The organism is Amycolatopsis sp. NPDC003676 (assembly GCF_053587275.1).
The window spans coordinates 1-19,258 of sequence record NZ_JBSFNS010000045.1 but is presented as its reverse complement, the minus strand read 5'-3'; the positions used below and the strand labels follow the sequence as shown (position 1 = coordinate 19,258).

General features: G+C 70.6%; 15 protein-coding genes. 10 read left to right on the top strand and 5 right to left on the bottom strand.

Annotation, left to right across the window (positions count from 1 at the left end):
* Window positions 1-154: 154 nt before the first annotated feature.
* The 4 genes from ACWDNU_RS24860 to ACWDNU_RS24845 form a co-directional block, all read right to left on the bottom strand.
* Window positions 155-1,120 (bottom strand): hypothetical protein, encoded by a 966-nt coding sequence (locus ACWDNU_RS24860; RefSeq protein ID WP_449670657.1) that lies wholly within the window; start codon window positions 1,118-1,120, stop codon window positions 155-157.
* 182 nt (window positions 1,121-1,302) lie between these two features.
* Window positions 1,303-1,533 carry an MbtH family protein gene (locus tag ACWDNU_RS24855; protein ID WP_449670656.1) on the bottom strand — a complete coding sequence of 77 codons (231 nt, stop codon included), beginning with the start codon at window positions 1,531-1,533 and terminating at the stop codon, window positions 1,303-1,305.
* A 155-nt stretch (window positions 1,534-1,688) separates the two neighbouring features.
* Window positions 1,689-2,159 carry a cyanase gene (gene cynS / locus ACWDNU_RS24850; RefSeq protein ID WP_449670655.1) on the bottom strand — a complete coding sequence of 157 codons (471 nt, stop codon included), beginning with the start codon at window positions 2,157-2,159 and terminating at the stop codon, window positions 1,689-1,691.
* Between the two features lie 49 nt (window positions 2,160-2,208).
* Window positions 2,209-3,810 (bottom strand): flavin monoamine oxidase family protein, encoded by a 1,602-nt coding sequence (locus tag ACWDNU_RS24845; protein ID WP_449670654.1) that lies wholly within the window; start codon window positions 3,808-3,810, stop codon window positions 2,209-2,211.
* 386 nt (window positions 3,811-4,196) lie between these two features.
* On the opposite strand from ACWDNU_RS24845, the gene ACWDNU_RS24840 reads away from it, so the two are divergent.
* The 6 genes from ACWDNU_RS24840 to ACWDNU_RS24815 are packed head-to-tail and all read left to right on the top strand — an operon-like array spanning window position 4,197 to window position 11,951.
* Window positions 4,197-5,522, top strand: a complete 1,326-nt coding sequence (locus ACWDNU_RS24840) for a hypothetical protein (RefSeq protein ID WP_449670653.1) — start codon at window positions 4,197-4,199, stop codon at window positions 5,520-5,522.
* Entirely contained in the window at window positions 5,519-6,550 is a 1,032-nt protein-coding gene (locus ACWDNU_RS24835) for a hypothetical protein (RefSeq protein WP_449670652.1), read from the top strand. Before ACWDNU_RS24840 ends, ACWDNU_RS24835 begins: the two co-directional genes overlap by 4 nt.
* A 1-nt stretch (window position 6,551) precedes the next feature.
* Window positions 6,552-9,542 carry a hypothetical protein gene (locus tag ACWDNU_RS24830; protein ID WP_449670651.1) on the top strand — a complete coding sequence of 997 codons (2,991 nt, stop codon included), beginning with the start codon at window positions 6,552-6,554 and terminating at the stop codon, window positions 9,540-9,542.
* A 54-nt stretch (window positions 9,543-9,596) separates the two neighbouring features.
* Window positions 9,597-10,124 carry a hypothetical protein gene (locus ACWDNU_RS24825; RefSeq protein ID WP_449670650.1) on the top strand — a complete coding sequence of 176 codons (528 nt, stop codon included), beginning with the start codon at window positions 9,597-9,599 and terminating at the stop codon, window positions 10,122-10,124.
* Between the two features lie 9 nt (window positions 10,125-10,133).
* Window positions 10,134-10,946 (top strand): DUF3592 domain-containing protein, encoded by an 813-nt coding sequence (locus ACWDNU_RS24820; RefSeq protein ID WP_449670649.1) that lies wholly within the window; start codon window positions 10,134-10,136, stop codon window positions 10,944-10,946.
* Between the two features lie 21 nt (window positions 10,947-10,967).
* The gene (locus ACWDNU_RS24815; protein ID WP_449670648.1) at window positions 10,968-11,951 is read left to right on the top strand and encodes a hypothetical protein; all 984 of its coding nucleotides are present in this window, start codon (window positions 10,968-10,970) and stop codon (window positions 11,949-11,951) included.
* On the opposite strand, the gene ACWDNU_RS24810 is transcribed toward ACWDNU_RS24815, so the two are convergent.
* Entirely contained in the window at window positions 11,952-13,115 is a 1,164-nt protein-coding gene (locus ACWDNU_RS24810) for a PucR family transcriptional regulator (protein ID WP_449670647.1), read from the bottom strand.
* Between the two features lie 80 nt (window positions 13,116-13,195).
* On the opposite strand from ACWDNU_RS24810, the gene ACWDNU_RS24805 reads away from it, so the two are divergent.
* Genes ACWDNU_RS24805 through ACWDNU_RS24790 form a run of 4 tightly spaced genes read left to right on the top strand, consistent with a single transcriptional unit; the run spans window position 13,196 to window position 19,107 of the window.
* On the top strand, window positions 13,196-15,244 hold the full coding sequence (locus ACWDNU_RS24805) for an acetate--CoA ligase family protein (protein ID WP_449670646.1): 2,049 nt from the start codon (window positions 13,196-13,198) through the stop codon (window positions 15,242-15,244).
* Complete coding sequence (locus tag ACWDNU_RS24800; protein WP_449670645.1) at window positions 15,237-16,556, top strand: alkyl sulfatase dimerization domain-containing protein; 1,320 nt, start codon at window positions 15,237-15,239, stop codon at window positions 16,554-16,556. The genes ACWDNU_RS24805 and ACWDNU_RS24800 overlap by 8 nt, the downstream gene beginning before the upstream one ends.
* Window positions 16,557-16,603: 47 nt before the next feature.
* Entirely contained in the window at window positions 16,604-17,926 is a 1,323-nt protein-coding gene (locus ACWDNU_RS24795) for an MFS transporter (RefSeq protein WP_370936693.1), read from the top strand.
* Window positions 17,926-19,107: an alkyl sulfatase dimerization domain-containing protein gene (locus tag ACWDNU_RS24790; protein WP_449670644.1), complete on the top strand. Its 1,182-nt coding sequence runs from the start codon at window positions 17,926-17,928 to the stop codon at window positions 19,105-19,107. The genes ACWDNU_RS24795 and ACWDNU_RS24790 overlap by 1 nt, the downstream gene beginning before the upstream one ends.
* Window positions 19,108-19,258: the final 151 nt, after the last annotated feature.

Genomic DNA, 19,258 nt, shown 5'->3' with positions numbered 1-19,258 from the left:
CCGCGATGCCACGCAGCAGCCCGCGGAACCGCCGTCCAGCAAGCTCCAACCACCCGCCACCAGCCCAGCGGCGCACTGCCCGAAAGCCCCTGCCCGCAAGCCGCCCAACCGGCACCGTTCAACCGCGCCCGCCAGCGATCCTCCCTATCGGAGGTCAACGGGCGTCGCACAACCGCGCATCGCTCGCCCGCACCAGCGAAGCACCCAGCTCCGTCGCCGTGTGCAGCACCTTCCGCCCCGCCCGCACCGTCATGATCAGCCCGGCGTTGCGCAACGCGCTCGCGTGTTCCGAAGCCGACGACAAACTCACCCCGGCCTGCACCGCGAGTTCCGTAGTCCCGCGCGGCACGACCGCCGCCCGCAGGATCGCCGCGCGGCGGGCCCCGACCAGCGCCGACAGGCCGTCGCCGGTCGATCGGCCCGGGCCGCTTCGCGCGGACACGCCCGGGATCGGGTACACGACCGTCACCGGTTCGCCCGCGCCGCCCGGGATCACTACCGTCTCGGGGGCCAGGCACGACGGCACGAAGTCCAGCCCGTGCGGCGCGGGCAGGTCCCGGTCGGCGGGACTGCCGATCTCCACCACGTTCCCGAGCTGGCCGATTCCGGCGGACACCGAACCGATCGCTCTCGCCACGCCCTGGCGCAGCATGATGTGCGCCCGCTGGACCAGGTCGGCCTGTGCGGTCGCCACGATCTCCGCCCACTGCGGCTCAACCAGGCTGCGGTATCCCTCCTCGACGGCCTTGACCAGCGCCGTTCTCGCGTCGTCGCTGCCGGAAGCGAGGTCGTGCAGCCACGCGGCGGGCTGCTTCAGCCGGAACGTCGCCGCGAGGTCGGCGCGGACCCGGTCGGCGGACAGGGCCGCGAGGTCGTCCAGCGCGGAGCCGATCTCGGCGCGGCGCGACACGAGGAAGTCCGGCACCTCGCCGCGCGCGGAGAACAAGTCGAACAGCGGCCGGATCGGGCGGGGCGGCCGGAGCCGCACCGGGAAATGCCCGGCGGGACGCGCGTCCCTTCTCAGCCGGCACAGCGCGCCGAGCAGTTCGACAACCGGAAGGGGGCCTTCGAGAAATCGGACGGACTGAAATGACTCCAGGGTCAGACGAAGCCGGATCACTATACCACCGATCTGACAGAAACGCCGTTTAATCCCCCTCCAGGCGAAGTCAATCAGGCCCGCGTACATGAAGAATACAATCGTCGCTTCAACCCCGAAGCGACGGCCATTAAATGCGCCCCAAAAGCATTTCCAAACGCGGCGACCAGTGTCGTTACCGGGATTTCCCGGCCCGGGAGGCGTCAGCGCGCAGGCGGCTCGGCGGCGTCGGCCATCGCCGCGATCAACGAGGCGGGCCGCAGGTCAGTCCAGTTTTCGTTGACATAGTCCAGGCACTCCGCCCGCGACGCCGGTCCGTGGACGGTCGTCCATCCGGCGGGCACGGCGGCGAACTCGGGCCACAGCGAATGCTGATTCTCGGCATTGACCAGGACGAGGTAAACCCCATTCTCGTCTTCGAACGGATTGGTCACAGCGTTCTCCTGTTCCGGTCGGCGACAACACCGCACTGAGAGCAGGATAGACCAGCATTGCCCCGACGACGAGCAGTTTGCCGTCCAGACTACCCGGTTCCGGAATTCTTCGCCGGAATCGGTTCAGAAAACTGGCGGGCCGGCCCGCCGCGCGCTCAGAACGGCTTGGTCGGCAGGTATTTGCCGTCCAGGGTGATCACAGCCCGCGAACCGCCCTCGGGGTCGTCGACCTTCTTCACGTCGAGCTTGAAGTTGATGGCCGAGATGATGCCGTCGCCGAACTGCTCGTGGATGAGCGCCTTCAGCGTCGTTCCGTAGACCTGCAGGATCTCGTAGAAGCGGTAGATGGTCGGGTCGGTCGGCACCCGCTCCGGGATCGAGCCGCGGACGGGCACCGTCTGCAGCTGCAGCGCGGCGTCGCCGTCCAGGCCGAGCAGCGAGGCCACGGCCTCGGCGGACTCCTTCGGCAGCGGGTGCTGCCCGAGCACGGCGGCGGTCGTGAACACCGCCGACAGACCGGCTGCGTCGGCGATCTGCTGCCAGCTGAGGCCCTCGCGGGTCTTGGCCGCCACCGCCTTCGCGGCCAGCTCCGCGCGGACGGCCGGGTCGAACTGGGAGTGCACCATGGGAGTCCTTTCCTCGGAGGGACCGCTTGCCGCCGCGCCGCCGGGGAGTTCAGCGGGACAGGACGCGCTCGTGCAGTCGCCGGACCGCCAGCCGCGCGGACTCGAACGCCCCAGCCTGCCAGGCGGTGAGGTGCGTGAGCCAGTCCCCGGCGAAGTACACCCGTCCGGCCGGTTTGCCGAGCAGCTGGTAAGCCGGGGTGCCGAGCGGAGGCGTGGCCCACGCGCTTTCGAGGTGCGGCATGAGATGCCAGGCGACCGAGAACGAGTTCGCCAGTTCGGTGCGGTGCTTCGCGCCGTGAATTTTCACGCCCTGCTCCACCGCCCGCCGCACCCGCTGGTCCGGGGAGAGCTCCCCGTATTGCCGGGCGTGGTTGCCGTAGCAGTAGTTCACGAGCAGCCCGCGCGGTCCGTGAAAACCGTGCGACGGGTACCAGATGCGTTCGATGTCCAGGTCGGTGTCGGTGATCCCGCCGTAGATCCGGTAGTCGGTCTCCCACCACCGGCTGTTGTACTCCAGGCCGATCTTCGCGGCCGTGCCGAGCCGCCACTGGCCGAGCGCGGCCTGGACGTCCGCGCCGAGGTTGTGCGGTATCCGGGCCAGCACCTGCGGCGGGAGCGCGGCGACGCAGAAATCGGCGACGAGGCAGCCCTCCTTGCCGTTCGGTTCGAGGAAGGTGACGGCGACCTTGTCCGGCGCGTTGACGATCCTGGTGACCTCCGTGCCCAGCCGAAGCCGCCGCGGACCGAGCACGCGCGCCAGCGCCGCCGGGATCCGGTCCATGCCGCCGACCGGCTGGAACATCAGCATCGCCTGCTCGTAGGTGAAATCGAAGGAGAAGTACCGGCCGGCGCCGTCGGCGAGCGTCTGGGCCAGCGAGGGCACCGGGCCCAGCGGCACGCCCGCCTGGTCGCCCGCGCCCGGATCGGTCGAGTAGCCGCGCCGGGACGAGCCGACGTAGCGCCTGCCCGCCGCCTTGTCCCCGATCGCGCCCCAGTCCCGCAGGAAATCGAGCAGCCGTTCCTTGTCCGTCGCGGTGAGTTCGCTGTCCAGCGCGCCCTGGTCGGTCGCCTTGGCGAGCAGTTCGCTGACATATCCGTACACGTCGGCTTTGGCGGTCCGGATCCGCTGCGGCTGCCGCATTCCGGCCGCTTCATTGAAAACGAAACCGCTCGCGTTGGCATTCGTGAAAACCTCGATCGGCACCCCGAGTTCACGGCAGTAATCGAGCGTGACCATCCATTGCGCGATCCTCGCCGGACCGGCGTTCAGATAGATTCCCTCGCTGAACGCGGCGGTTTGCTTATTTCCGCGCACATCGGTCTGCACGGTGCCGCCGCGCACGGTGAAGTTCCGGCCGCCCGGACGATCAGCCGCCTCCAGAACGGTGCAGTCGTATCCGCCCTTCGTCAGTTCGTACGCAGTCGCCAGCCCGGCAATGCCGCCGCCGAGAATCACCACTTTCGCCGCTCCGCGCCCGGTCAGCGTGAAGTCCGACCGGCGCGGCGGCTCGTAACCCGCGCTCGCGCGAGCCGTCGGCGCGAGACCCAGCGCCCCCATCGTCGCGAACATCGCGCCCGCGCCGCCCGCGGCGCCCATTGCCGAAATAAACCGCCGCCTGCTCAATCCCGGCGCCACGACAGAACCAGCCATCGGACATCTTCCCCTCTCCCCAAGAACCGCAAGACATAAGGATTTCCTCAGCGCGGCGAAGCTGCGGCGAGCCTACTGCAGATCGCGCGAGCCGCTCAATACAACATTCCGGGCAACCGGCCTGAGCCGCGCCGGGTTATAGCTTTAATCGCATTACGTCTTCCGCACCGCGGACCGTGCCGAACTTCTGTATCCGTTGCACTACCTGGCAGCCGAATTCAGCGAAAACCCGGGAAAACGCGCGTTCCCGCCTCATTCCGCGGTCGATTCCGCGTTCGCCGCCGAAGTCTCCTGCCTTTCCCGGGCGTTTCCACCAGCGGTGGAATATGCCCGTCGGACACCGGGCCGGGCGGCAGGATAAAGTGCGGGCGGAGCGAGGGGGCGCGATGACGGCAAGCGAGGGGCAGTCCCGGTTGCGCTCGGCCGTTCTCGCACAGGCCTGGCGACGGATCCCGGACGTCGAAGTCCTTTCGGCGGGCGACGGCGGTCCGTTGACCCGCACGGTCAAGAAGATCATCGATCCGCTGGTCATCCGCACCGCGGCTCGGCCCCGCCTGGGCCGCCCGCTGCTGGATCCGGCCGCGGCTGCGGAAGTGACCGAACTGCTGCTGGCCGATTCAGCGCGGCTGCGCGCCACCGCGGCATGGTTCACCCACCTGAAACGGCAGCGCCGGGCCCTGCGCATCACGGCGGGAAACGTCCAGGACGTGTGCTTCCCGCTCGCCTACGAACTCGCGACGGCCTTCGGCATGCCGGACGCCTCCGCGCCGGAGCGGGCCGCGTCGGCGTTGCGCGAATGGCACGGCGAAGACGGTGCGGCCGGAGTCGATCGGTTGAGCCGCTACCTGGCAGACCCCCAGCGCACCGCCGAATTGACCGCCGAACTGCGCCACCGCTGGCACACCACACCGCACCCGCACCCGCACCCGACGGAAGACGCCGCAACGCTGCTCACCGCGGTCGTCAACGGCTTCACCGACGAGACCTGGCAAGCACTCGCCGACTCCCCCGCCGGACATGCGTTCGGCCTCGCGTTGCGCCAGCCCGGAGGCACCACCGCGCTCGCCCGGGCCGTCCGCGAGGTTTCCGGACTGACCGCGCCTGATCTCGGCCTTCAGCGCGGCGAATGCACCGCAGTGCCGCCGCTGAACCAGCGCGACGAAACCGGCAGCGAGCTTCTCGAACGCAGCATCGAACGCCGCGTCCGCGCCACTTTGCGCCGTCTCCCCGCCGCTGACCAGAAACCCGTCGCGAGTCTCGTCGACGGAGAACTCAGCCGCACGGCCGCCGGATTCGGGCTCGAATTACCCGTGCTGGCAACCTGTTTCGTGCTTGGCGTCTTCCTCGCACCCGCGCTGCGGCCGCTCGACGGGCCCCGAGGCGACCTCCCGGAATTCGCGCAACGGCTCAACGCTCAGGTCGCCAGAGAGGGCTACGTCCTGTACGCACGCCGAGCCCTGGCCGGTTCCACGCCCCTCACCGCGCAGCCGGATGCCGAGGTTCTGCGAGAACTGCGCGAGTTCGCCAAGCGGTTCCTCGCGCGACTATGGGTACGGTTGCACGGCTTCGACGTCAGCGGCGAAGCTCCGGCCGCCGCAGCCGACATCCGAGACCTCCTCACCGGAGTCGTCCGCTCGACGTCGCTCGACCTGCGGACGAAGGTGCGCCGCGCCCTCGTCGCCAGCCTGCCGCGCTTGGAGGCCGCCTCGTGACGCATCCGGTGCATACTCCGGTCATCGCGGCGGACGGCTGCCTCATCCGCTTCGCGCTGGCCGATCTGCTCGGCGGTCCGGCGGCGTCGATGCGGATCGAACTCACCGACGCCGGCGCGGCCGAACCGTGGCTGACCAGGCTCGTCGGGACCGAAGCCAGCTTGACCGCACTCCGCGACGGGCACGTCGACGTCCCGGCCCGGCCGGAACTGGCCCGCCTCGCGCTTCTGCTGTGGGCCCGCCGCTGGTGGCCCGCCAGCCCGGCCCTCGGCATCCCGTCGCTCGACCCGGCGCTGCTGGACTTAGAAGCGGCCGTCGCGACCACGGCGGTTGAAGACGTCGCTGAGGGTCTGCTCGACGGCTTCGAGGCCAGTCCGGGAGAGCTGTTCGACGCAGCGAATGGCTTGTTCGCCGCAGGACCGGCAGCCGAGGAAGCCCGGCAGCTGTGCACGCGGCTTTCCGCCTGGTTCGACCGTCAGGACGACCTCGAACGAGCCGAAGCCGCAGCTGACCTGGCAGCTCGGGTAGCCCCTGGCCAACGTGCGTACGCCTTGGCGGCGGGCTCCGGCCCCTCGGCGTCCGGCGAGGGCGTCCTCGCCGCGGGAAGCGCCAGTGTCGATTGGGCCCGGGTCCCGCCCGGCGTTCTGGACGCCGCGGACGACACCGTGACCTGGCGAATCGTCGCGACCAGGACCGCCGCCCGGCTCGAGGTCGAAGTGGCGGGCGCGCTCGACGACGCGTCCCTCACCGCCGTCGCGACCCACGACGGCGAGCCTTTCGCTGAAGCCGCCCTGCACCTCGGCAGCGCAGGATTCGCCGGAACCGCGGACCTGGACGAAGCTGGGACCAGGCTGGCGGCGACGTCCCCCGACCGGATCGGTCTCGTCGTCGGCGCGGCAGCCCCGGACGTCAACGGAACCACGCCGGAAGACCGGGCCGAAGTGATCTCCCTGGTACGGGCCCGCGAAACGCTGCCGCCCGCGGTCCGGACCTTGGCCGAACGAGCCGTCGCCGACGAGGAGTTCTGACATGCTCGCCGGGTTGCCGCCGCCGCTCGAGCCGCCGGACCGGCCGCCGCCCCCGGAACTCGCCGACGCGGTTTCGCACGGCTACAACTGTCGTTGCGTCGCCAGGCATTTCGGCCTCGACCCGGCGGCTTACCAGGAACTGCCCGCGTGTGCGCTGACCGAAGCCGAGTACCAGGAACTGCTCGCCGAAGCCTTCGCCGTCCAAGCAGAGGCCAAGCAACTCGCCGTGGCGCGGGATGTCGCCGGTGCGCGGCGGGCGTACGCACGGATGCGGCAGCTCGCCCAGCAACTCGACCGCGTCAGTCTCGAAGTCGCCGCCGTCAGCGATCTGGCCACCGTCTGCTACTCCGCCGGCGATCTCCGCAACGCGCGCCAGTGCGCGGAAGCCGTGCTCACCGTCTTCGCCGTGAGCACCGCCGCCATCGTCCACTTCGGACAGTACGCCGAACTCCGGATGATCGAGGGATCGCGCGAGGTAGCGGAACGCGTCCTCATCTCACTGTCCACTGAGGAGGGCGACCTCGGCCGGGCGCGTGAGCTGCTCGCCGATCAGCGACGTCGCGCGGCGTTCCGGAAGGCGGCCGAACCTGGCCAGTTCCCGCGCGAGCAGCTCGACCCGTACGGTGCCGACGAGCTGGAGCTGCGCATCCTCGAAGTACGCGTGCAGGTGGCCGCCGGGGATCCGGCCGGAGCGCGCGACGCGATCGACGCGATCCTGACCGACCTGGACCGTCTCGCCGACATCGACGAGGTCCGCGCCCAGGTAGCGGCGCTGCAGGCGATGGCCCGGGCCGAACGCGCCCGCATCCGCCAGGCAGGCGGCGAGGAAGCAGACGCGACCGCGGACCTGCTGCGGCTCACCGCCCGCGGCGATGGTCCGGCGGCGGCGAAATTCGCCGTCGGACTGGCCGAAACCCGCGCGCTCGACGGCGATTTCCCCGGTGCGATCGCGACGATCGTCAAGGCCCGGGACGAACTCGCCGCCGCCGGAGTGACCGGAGACGTCGCCGAGGCAAGTTACGCACTGGGCACGTTGCTGCTGCTCGCTGGCGAGGTCGCGCAAGCGCGAGACCAGTTCGAACACGCGGGAAAGCTGTGGGCGGCGAACGGAGACACCCCAGGCGCGCGTCGGCTCGCGTCGGCGCTGGCTCGCTGTGCGGCGGCCGAGGGCGACTGGCCGTCCGCGGAGGAACACGTGGCCGATCTCCAGGCGGCGGCCCGCGAATCGGGCGAATGGCTGGAGTGCCTGCGCGCCGATTACCTGTCGGCCACGATCGGCTACGCACGCGGCGTCGACCCGCGCGCGGTGCTGGACCTGCTGCTCCCGGCAGCCCTCGCCGCGCAGGAGTACCGGTTCGCCTTCGCCTCGGCGCAGGCGCGCACCGCGTGGGCGAACGGCGTCGCAGGCCCGGCGACGGAACTGCTGATGGTCCTGCTGACCCAGCTCGGCGAAACGCGCCTGATTGCGGAGCTCATCGAACAGACCTGCGCGGTCGGCGCGTACCCGGAGGACCGTTCCCTGGACCTGACCGGCGAACTCCCCGCGCTGGCGACGCCGCCCGCCCAGACCGATCAGCTTCCGTTGGCAGCGCTGGGTTCGTTCACCTCGTCGCTCCCGCTCCGGCTCGCGCCGCCGCCCGGCCTGCGCTGGTCGCCGTCCTCGCCGATGGAGCTGGACGCTTGGTCCCGGCTGGCCGACGAACGGTACGGGTGCGGCTCGACAACGAGGACGGTCGAGACCTGGCCTGCCGCCGAACCCGGCCGCGAGACGTTCATCCTGCGCTACGCCGACGCCGGGCACACCTACCTCAGCTGGCGCACCACGAGCGATCTCGACACCGTCCACACGCACCCGATCGACGCCGATCTCGTCGACACCGCGCGCGGGTTCCTCGCCGAGGCATCCCCGACGCCGCGGGAAGGCGAACGGGTCGCCGACGCTGTCCGACGGTCGCTCGACGCCTTCTCCGCCGGAGAACAACGCCTCGCCCGCGTCCTCGCGCTCAACCTCCTGCCCGCCGACCTCGTCGCGCGACTCCGCCAAGCCACGCGCCCCCTGCTGCGAATCCAGCCGTCCCCGGCTCTTGCCGCGGTCCCGTGGGGCCTGCTCGCCCTGCCGGACCGACGCCCGGACCACGTGCTCGACGCCGACGAGGTCGACACCTGCTTCGACAGCGACCTCCGGATCCTCGACCTCGCCGACGTCTCCCTCCTCGCCCCCGCCGGAATCCCGCGCCGCGAGCCAGCCGCCGCCGGACCGCCTGTCTACCTGCTCGATCCGCGGATCCCCGGCCAGAGCGCGTTCGGCGAACTGGGTTCCGTACTGGGCAAGCAAGACGCGACTTCACCGCTGATCCGCCACCTCGACGCCCAACTCGCCACCGGCCCCGTCCGCCCCGCCGCCGCGCGCGGCCTGGACCTGGTTCGCCGCACCGACACCGATCGGCGGCTTCTCGCCGAACTGCTGGCCGAACCCTGTTCGCGGCTGGTGTTCGCGGGGCACGTCAGCCGCATCCAGGACGTCCACGGCGCGCAGACCGCGCTCCATCTGTCCTGTTCGGCCGGCCTGCCCGGCACGGCCGCCCCGATCGGCGCGCACCGGCCGTTCACCGCCGCCGACCTTGCACTGTCCGAAGTGGACATGCCCGCGCGGGTCGCGCTGATCGGCTGCGCGAGCGCGAGCGACTTCGGCCTGCCCGAACCGTTCGGCGTGCTGGTCGCCGCCGTCGCGTCCGGGGCCGGGCTCGTGGCCGCGACGGTGTGGGCGCTGCCGACGTCGGCCGCGGTGCCCGGCGCGGATCCGATGGCCGAACTGATCATCGCCGTCGACACCGCGCTGGCCGGGCCGGATCCGGTCGCGGACCTGTGCGCGTGGCAGCGGAACCAGCTCGCCCGCTGGCGCGAACAGCCCGAGCCCGCGCGTTCCCCGGTCTTCTGGGCAGCTCTGACCTGCCTCGACGCCACCGACGACGCCAAAACCTGGGTTCGGTAGCACCCCGCCCGCCTGAAGCTGTGTCCAGCACACCGGCACAGCGAAAGGCACCTCATGTTCAAGAAGATCCGCGACAAGATCAACGAGGCCACCCAGCAGGGCATGGCCCGCGGCGCGCAGGATTTCCAGCAGCACGCCGAGCAGTTCCGGCAGGCGGCCGCCGCGCAAGGGCACGACATCACCCCGCAGCTGCCGACTCCGCAGCTGGCCGCGCAGGCGTTCCGCACCGTCGCGGCCGACCCGGAGATGGCGGCCTTCACGGCGCTGCCGATGCAGGAGCAGCTGCGCCAGCAGCAGGAACTCCAGGCCTACGGCACCGAACTGCGCCGGCTCTACGACACCGGCGAAAAGGCCACCCTGGTGATCCGCGCGCTGGAGCCGACCGGACGGACGGTCGCCGGGCAGGCGCAGTACACCGCGACGCTGGAGGTCACCCGCGCCGACGGCATGATGTACCGGACAGTCACCCCGCTGATCACCCCGCAGGCGACGATCCAGCAGTACGCGCCCGGGACCCGGCACGAAGCCCGCCTCGACCCCGCCGACCCGGCCAAGGTCGCCGTGTTCGGCCCGATCGCGTAGGCGGCCCCGGTGTTCAGCTTGTTCGCGTTCGGCATGTCGGACGATCCTGAGGAGACCCGGGCGTCGAGCAGGCGGCTGTGGCTGCTCGGCCTTCCCGCGACGCTCGCCTGGGCGGTCGCCGGATGGTCGGGCGCGCTCGGGCTGCTGGACGGCTTCCGGCTGATGTCGCTGAACCGCGTCGGCGCGTGGGGGGCCGACGCGGGTCCGGCGGGGTCGCTCGTGCTGTTCTTCAGCCTGTCGGTCACGGTGGCCTCGTCGCTCGGCTTCGCGATGCTGTGGGGCGGCGGAATGTCGTTGCGCCGCATGGGCATCAGCTTCCGGGCCAGCTCGCTGGCCGCGGCACTCGGGGTGACGCTGGGCAGCGGCGTGGCGGCGCCGTCGTGGACGCCGCCGGAATCCGTGGGCGAGCGGCTGGCCTTTCTCGACGCCAAGGCCCAGCCGTGGTCCGATGTGGACTGGGTGATCTACTACGAGCCGTTCCTGGTACCCGCCGTGGCCGGGCTCATCGCACTGGTCCTGATCGTGGTGCTGCTGCGGACGTTCCTTCGCGCGGCCGAGGCGGACGACCGCGAGCAGGCGCTGCTCCGCTCCGGCCGTCAGGTGACGGGTTTTCTCACCCGCGTGGACTTCACGAACGTCTGGATCATGGGGAACCCGCGATTCGCCGTCACCGTGCGATTTCCCACCGAGACCGGCGAACGCGAGGTCGTGACGACCATGATCACGTCGCTGTTCCAAGCCCCTTCGCAGGGTTCGGCGGTGAAGGTCCGCTACGACCCGACGGATCCGAAAGCCGTTCTGGTGGAACCGATTTCCCTCTGACCGCTTCAAGGGAGCACTTCCATGGCCGCCATTCGCGGTTTCCTGACCGGCCTGGCGATCGGAGCCGCCCTGTGCTCGCTCGTCGTCGGGGTCATCGTCGAGAGTGTTCCGCTGTTCGCGGCCGGGCTGGGAATTCCGCTCGGCTACGGCATTCTCGTCTACCTCGGCGGCATGCCGCGGCGCGCCCGCGAGGCGGCGGTGCCACCGATCGTGGCGCTCGCGCGGATCGAAAGCCTGCGCGCCGGCGGCACCGAAACGGGCGATCTCCCGGTCGAGTTCATCCTCACGGTCGCGCCGGACGGGGCACCGTCCCATCGCGTAGCGGCGAGCCACACCGTCAACCTGGTCGATCTTCCCAGCTACCGCAAGGGCGACGTCCTCGTGGTCAGCTACCGGCAGGAACGGCCGTGGAAGGTCCAGATCGTCTCCAATCCTTCGCCGGAATGGCAGCGCCGGGCGGCCGACGCGGTCATCGAACCCGCCGCTGAGTCCACTTTGGTCAGCTCGCCGCCGGAAGGCTGCGTGGCCGGTCTCCTGACCTTGTTCGGGCTGCTGCTCGGCGCGGGCGCCGTTCTCGGGCTCTTCCGCGCCGAACTGTTCGCCCCGGACACGAGCACACCGCCGCCTCCCGCGGCCTCCGAGGTGACCTCTTCGGGCTCCGCGACGGTCGACGTCGGCCCGGACCAGTCCATGCTGGACGAAGGAGAGCTGCGCCGCGCCGTCGACGGGCTGGCCCAGAGCATCGACGTCTCGCAGACACTCACCGCCGTCGTCCAGGAACACCGGCTGACGGTCGTCTTCGCGCCAAGCGGAGTCCAGGTCCCGCGCTTCGATCTCCGCACCCTGCCCGTCGACCAGATCCCCGGACTGGTCCGGAAAGCCTTGCGCACCATCGACGTCGGCACCCCACAAACCTGGCAGGTCACCATCGTCCAACTGCCAACAGCGCGCACCACCCGCGTCACCGTCACCGGACCCCACGGCAGCGGCTCACTCGCCGGATGATCAGCCCGCCAAACCCAGCGACGCCCCGAGCAGCAACAGTCCCTTGGCAGTCCGCGGATCCGCGCCGGTCAGGTTCGCGATCCGCGACAGGCGATTGTCCACTGTGTTCGGATGAACGTGCAGCTTCCGCGCAGTCTCCCGGCGGTTGAAGTCAGTCTCGAAATACGTGCGGAGCGTCGTCGTCAGATCAGGCTCCCCACCCAGCCGCTCCGCCAGCGCACGCAGCTGAGGCGTCGCCGCACTGTCGTGATTCAGCTGGTACTCGAAAAGATGATCTGCCAGCACCGCAACGGTATCGGCGGCCGAATTCAACCGCAGCAACCTTTCCGCCTCCGCCACCGCTGCCGGGATCTCCGACAGGCCCGCCGCGTAAGCGTAGGCACCGGTGATCCCCACCCCCGTCGTCTGATGCGCCCGCGGAACAGCCTGCCGGGCCTCGATCAGCGCCGCCTCGCGGCTGTCCGACGGAAGCAGCAACAGCCCGCCATCCGGATCCAAAGCGGCCAACACATCTCCGGACAGCTCCCGGCGCAGGTGCTGCAACAGCAACCGCGCCTTCCGCTGTCCGGCCAGATGGCGACCGACCGCGTCGCCGACTGAATCGGCCGGGTCCGCGGCGAAGCGCAGGGCCAGCACGCCGTACGCCGGAGCGAGCCGGACGTCAGCCGGTTCCGGCACGAACTCCCCCGCCGCCAGCCGCCGGACCAGGGCGCGTGCCGCCTCGCGTTGTTCGTGGTCCGCGGTCTGGAATTCCTTCTGGTGCGCCTGCACCGCCGCGTTCAGCACTTGGTGCAGGCACTTCAGCAGCACCGCGGCCGTCTCGCCGGGCGGCGAACCGCCGGACAGATCCTGGATCTCCGCCCACATCTCCTCGGCCGCCAGCAGGTAAGCGTGCATGAACTCGCTGACCGGCAGCCCCTCCGCGCCCCGTTCCCGGCCGCGCCGGCGGAACAGCTCCAGCTCGTCCTCGCGCAGCTCGCCGTCTTCCTGGACGGCGCGCGCGAACATCCGGCCGAACTCGCGGCAGGTGTGCGCCATGTGCAGGTGCAGGTGTGCGGGCGCCTGGCCCCGGTAGTGCGGCGAGGTCTCGACGTACCGGCGGATCGTCCGCTCGCCCGTCTTCGGCAGCCGGTGCTCGAAGCTGCGCCACGACAGTTGTGACATATCACAGCACGTTAGCCGAAAACCTGGGCAATGTGCGCTACCAGCTGGAGGGGCCAGCGGCGACAGTTGGGGTTGTGTCCATGACCGCGATCACAGGAGGCCCCGGACCCATGCGCTGCGAGCCGCTGTTCCGCCCGAAATCGGTCGCCGTGGTCGGCGTGTCCGCGACCACCGCGCTGTCCTGGGGACGGATCGCGCTCGACCGGTTGCTGCGCGGCGGCTACGGCGGCGAGGTCTTCGCGGTCTCGCGCGGCCCGCTCGACCTGCCCGGCGTGCGGACAGTCGGCTCGCTCGCCGAGATCGGCTACGGCCCCGATCTCGTGGTCCTCGCGACCCCGGCGGAAACGGTCCCGGGGCTGGTCAGGCAGGCGCGCGAACTCGGCTCCGGCGCGGTCATCGTCTTCGCGGCGGGCTTCGCCGAGGGCGGCAACACCGCGTTGGAGGACGAACTGCGCGAGGCCGCCGGAGACCTGCCGGTCCTGGGCCCGAACTGCCTGGGCGTGGTGAGCCATCCAGCTGGGGTGCAGTTGTCGACGACCGTCTTCCTCGACCGCGAACGCGTCCCGCCGGGCCCGCTCGCGATCGTCACGCAAAGCGGCGCGATGGGCTTCGTGCTCGCTGACCTGCTCGAACAGGCCGGAATCGGCTACTCGTACTACGCGAGTGTCGGGAACGAAGCCTGCCTGTCCAGCCACGAAATCGGCAGCCACCTGCTCGACCAGCCCGACGTCGAGGTCCTCGTGCTCTACCTCGAAGGCGTGCGCGACGCGGACGGTCTCCGCGAACTCGGCCGCCAGGCGAGAGCGGCGGGCAAGACCGTGGTGGCCCTCGCGGTGGGCAGCAGCGCCGCCGGTCGGCAGGCCGCGTTGTCGCACACCGCGGCCGTCGCCGGTGACCACTTCCTGCTCGCCTCGCTGTGCCGCCAAGAGGGCATTCACCTGGTCACGGACGACGATCAGCTCGTCGACGCCGTGCTCTGCGCCCGCAAAGGCACGACGCTGCCCCCAGCACCACGACTGGCGGTGCTCACGATGTCCGGCGGCGCGGGCGGCATCCTCGCCGACAACCTCACCGCGCTGGGCGTCCGGATCCCGCCGTTGTCCGGCGCGACCCGCGCGAAGCTCGCCGAGGTCGGCGGTGTCGAAGCGGCGGACGACAACCCGGTCGATCTCGGCGGCAACATCGACCGCTGGCTCGACCGGGTCGGGGCTCTGCTCGGCGCGCTCGACGAAGACCCGGAGCTGGACGGCGTCGTGCTCTATCTGACGTTCGGCGACCGGTTCCGGGAGGCGTATCACCGGCTGGCCGCGGCTGCCGCAGCGATGCGGACGCCGACGTGGTTCATCTGGGCGTGTGCGCCGCCCGGCGAGCTGGCGAACGTCGGACGGCCGGACACCGTGTTGCCCAGCATCGGCGCTCTCGTGCGACGGCTTCGGGTGCTGGTCCCCGACCAGGTCCCGGAGCCCGCGCAGCGTCTTGCCGCCGACGACCGTCCAGTGTGGACTGAGCTGCGGGCGATCCCGTTGCTGGAGGACGCTGGCATCGCGCACATCGACACCGTCGCCGGGACCGATCTCGCCGCTGCGGTTCGCCAAAAAGGCTGGCCGGAACCGTATGTGGTGAAGGGCGATGCCGCTGATGTGCCACACCGGGCCCGCGCTGGGCTCGTCCGCGTCGGCGTCACTGCAGCCGAACTGCCTGCGGTGTTGGAGACGCTCCAGGCTCGGCTGGACGAGGTCTCCACCGACCCGGACCGCACGCTCGTCGTGCAACCTCTGCTGCCGCACACCGCCGAGCTAGCCCTCGGCGCGACGCGGGATCCGTTGTACGGCACCGCGATCGTCCTCGGCGCGGGCGGCGAACGTGCCGAAGACCCCACCGCACCCCGTCGCGCGCTGCTGCTCCCGGCGACCCCGGAGCAGCGGGCCGAACTGGCGGAATGGGCCGGCGACGTCCTCGCCGCCCCGGTCCCCGGCGTCGCCGCCGCGATCGACGGGCTCGTCCGCATCCTCGGCGACCACCCGGAATTCGCCGAAGCCGACCTCAACCCGCTCTGCGTCACCGGCGACGAACTGGTCGCTGTCGACGCGCTGTTCACCGAGACTCTTCAGGAGGCATCCCGTGACTGACCTGCTCGACTACGCGGACAAAGTCTGGCGAGGCGAGGCCGACACCCGCGTCTACCACACCGGCGCGCTGCGCAAGGACGGTCTGCACGAGCTGGCCGAGGGCGTCTGGATGTGGCCGGCGTTCGGCAACGTCTTCCTCTTCCCGACCGCCGACGGCCTGTTCTGCTTCGACACCGGCGAACGCCGCACCGCCAAAGACCTCTTCGGCGCGACCCGGGCCCGCACCGACGCCCCGCTGCACACCGCCGTCTACTCGCACGGCCACATCGACCACGTTTTCGGCGTCGGCCCGTTCGATCTCGAAGCCGAAGAACGCGGCTGGCGGCGCCCGTCGGTGCTGGCCCACGAAAACACGCCGCCGCGCTTCGAACGGTACGAGCGCACCCGCGGCTACAACACGGTGATCAACCAGCGGCAGTTCCAGTCGCCCGGTTTCCGCTGGCCGGACCGGTACCGCCACCCCGACCTCACCTACCGCGACACCACCACGCTGCGGATCGGCGACCTCGACGTCCGGCTGAAACACGGCCGCGGCGAGACGGACGACGCGACGATCGCATGGCTGCCCGACCGGAAAATCCTGTGCTGCGGCGACTTCTTCATCTGGTCCTCGCCCAACCCGGGCAACCCGCAGAAGGTGCAGCGCTACGCCGCCGAGTGGGCGCAGGCGCTACGCTGGATGGCCGGGCTGGGCGCGGAACTGCTGCTGCCCGGCCACGGCGTGCCGATCGTCGGCGCCGACCGGATCCGGACCGCGCTGTCGGACACCGCCGAGTTCCTCGAAACCCTGCACGACCAGACCGTGGACGCGATGAACGCCGGAGCCACGCTCGACGAGGTGGTGCACGGAGTCACCGCGCCTGCCGAACTGCTGGCCAAGCCGTATCTGAAACCGTCCTACGACGAGCCGGAATTCGTCGTCCGCAACGTCTGGCGGCTCTACGGCGGCTGGTACGACGGCAATCCGGCCAACCTCAAGCCCGCCCGCCGCGCGGAGCTGTCGCGCGAACTCGCCGACCTGTCCGGCGGCTCCGACCGGCTGGCCGCGCGGGCCCGGGAACTGCTCGCCGCCGGGGAACACCGGCTGGCCGGGCACTTCGCCCAGCTGGCCGTGGACGCGGCCCCGGACGACGAGACCGCGCACACCGCCCGCGCGGAAGTCTTTACCGCACTGGAGAAAGCCGCGACCTCGACGATGGCGAAGGGCGTCTACGCCTGGGCCGCCGCCGAATCCCAAGCCGTGCTGGACGGCACCGACCGCGCCGAGCAGCTGCGCACCCGCACCGCGGGCCGCACCCGCTGGGCTTTCTGACCCGCGACCACCCCGTCCGACAACGACGTTGAAATGGGGACCCCACGATGAACGCTCCCGCCCTCCCCGCCGAAACCGCCGCCCGCAAGCGCACCCGCGGCACCAGCGCCCGCGGCTGGGTCGTCACCGGGCTGCTGCTGGTGTTCATGCTGATCAACTTCGCGGACAAGGCCGTGCTGGGTCTCGCCGCGAAACCGCTGATGCACGATCTCGGCCTGACGCCCGAGGCGTACGGCCTGATCAGCAGCGGGTTCTACTTCCTGTTCAGCATTTCGGCGATCGTGGTCGGCTTCGTGTCGAACCGGGTGCCGACGAAGTGGATCCTGCTGGTGCTGGGCGTCGTCTGGGCGCTGACCCAGGCCCCGATGCTCGGCACCGTCGGGTTCGGCGCGGTGCTGGTCAGCCGGATCGTCCTCGGCGCGGCCGAAGGACCGGCGAATCCGCTGGCCATGCACGCGGCGTACAAGTGGTTCCCCAACGAGAAACGCGGCTTGCCCAGCGCGTTGCTGAACGCGGGTTCCGGCATCGGGGTGGCGCTGGCGTCGCCGCTGCTGACGGCGCTGATCGTCGGCTACGGCTGGCGGTGGGCGTTCTTCGCGCTGCTCGTCGTCGGCCTGGTGTGGTCGTTGCTGTGGGCGATCTTCGGACGGGAGGGCAAGGTCGCCGGAACCGCGTCCGTGCACGCGGACGAGGTCAAGACCGAAGCGGACGAACCCCGCGTGCCCTACCGCCGGATCCTCCTGAGCGGCACGTGGCTCGGCGGTTTCCTGGCCGGTTTCGCCGCGTATTGGGCGCTTTCCGTGCTGGTCGCGTGGGTGCCGCACTACCTCGAGACGGCGTTGCACTACAGCACGGTGACCACCGGGACGCTGGTCGCATTGCCGTGGATCGCGTCGGTCGTGTTCAACCTCGCCCAGGGCGCGCTCAGCGACCGCCTGATGCGGCGCGGGGTTTCAAGCCGGGTCGCCCGCGGTGTGCTCGGTGGCATCGCGGTGCTGATCTCCGGTCTCGCGATGCTGCTGTTCCCGCACACCGGAGGCTGGTTCCAGATCGCGTTGCTGACCGTCGCGTTCAGCCTCGGCGGGGTCGTGTTCGCGCTCGGTGTCACGATGAACGCCGAGATCAGCCCGACCCGGCAGCGCGGCGCGGTGCTGTCCATCAGCGTCGGCCTGGTCACCACCGCCGGACTGCTCGCGCCGTACCTCACCGGACGGCTGATCCAGGCCGCTTCATCGCCCGAGGGCGGCTTCACGCTCGCCTTCACGATCAGCGGCCTGCTGTCCATTGTGGGCGGTCTGCTCGCGATGTTCTTCGTCAACCCGGACCGCACCGCGCGGCGGCTCGGACTCCGCACCGAGGTGGTCGGCTGATGCCTTTCCAGGACACTAAAAACCCGCTCTACGGCACCGGCGAGATCACCGAGGTCGCGCCCGGCGTCCGCTCGATCGGCCTGCAAGGCAACAGCCTGGCGGTGGAAACCCCCTCGGGTCTTGTCGTGGTCGACACCGGCCCGTCGCCGGACCTCGTCGCGCCAGTCCTGGACGAGCTCAGCGAACCGGTGCGCTGGATCGTCTACAGCCACGGCCATCTCGGCTACAACTACGGCGTACCAGGGTTTTTCGACTACGCGGCCGCCCATGGCGAACGCCGCCCGACCGTCGTCGCGCACGAGAACGTCGTCCGGCGCTACCGGCGGTATCTGGAGACCGCCGGGTTGCAGAACCACATCAACACCCGGCAATTCCGCCGCCCGATGGCCGACCTGCTGGCCCCGCCGCCGATCACCTTCCCCGACCAGACCTACCGGGAAGCGATGACCCTCGCCCCGGACGTCCGGCTGCTGTGGGCCCCGTCCGAAACCGACGACGTGACCGCCGTGTGGCTGCCGTCCCAGCGGGTTCTGTACGGGAGCGCGGCAGTGATCAACGGCATCCCCAACATCGGGACGCCCATGCGAACCATGCGCGACACCGTCCGGTGGGCGGACACTTTGGACCGCCTCGCCGCGCTGAACCCGGCCGTACTGGTGCCGGAGTTCGGCCCGGTCGTCCGCGAGGACCCGGTCCGGCAGCTCACCATGACCGCCGCCGCCCTCCGATGGCTGCGGAGCGCGGTCGTGGACCGGCTCAACCAAGGCGCGCGGGTGGACGACATCGTGCACGATCTCCGGTACCCGGCCGAGCTGTTCGACGTGCCGTGGATGCGCGAGCATTACGGGCACCGGGAGTACATCGTCCGCGACATCGTTCGCTCGGAAACCGGCTGGTGGGACGGAAATCCGACGACGCTGCACCCGTCCCGCCCGGACACGGCGGCCGCTGCCCGGGCCGAAGCGATCACGGACAAGCAGGCGGTGCTCGACCAGGCGGAGCGGCTGCGCGCGGACGGGCGGGTGCAGGAGGCGTTGCACGTAATCGATCTGCTGGCGCTCGCGCCCGGGGACGACCCGCTGGTCAAGCAGGCGCGGGCGGTGAAGGAGGAACTGTGCGCGGTGCGGGCGGCGGAGGCCAGTAGTTACGTGTCGCGGAGCTTTTACCGCAGCGGCTGGTGACGCCGCAGCGATCCGGTCGCAGTTCGCGTCGGCCGCCTGATCCCGGCGGCTCCGCACCATGACCGGCCGCCAAACGCTGCCCCGCCCGGCCCGCGATGCAGATGTTCGTGAGGGGAACCCTGAGGGAATCTGATTCCCTCAGGGTTCCCCT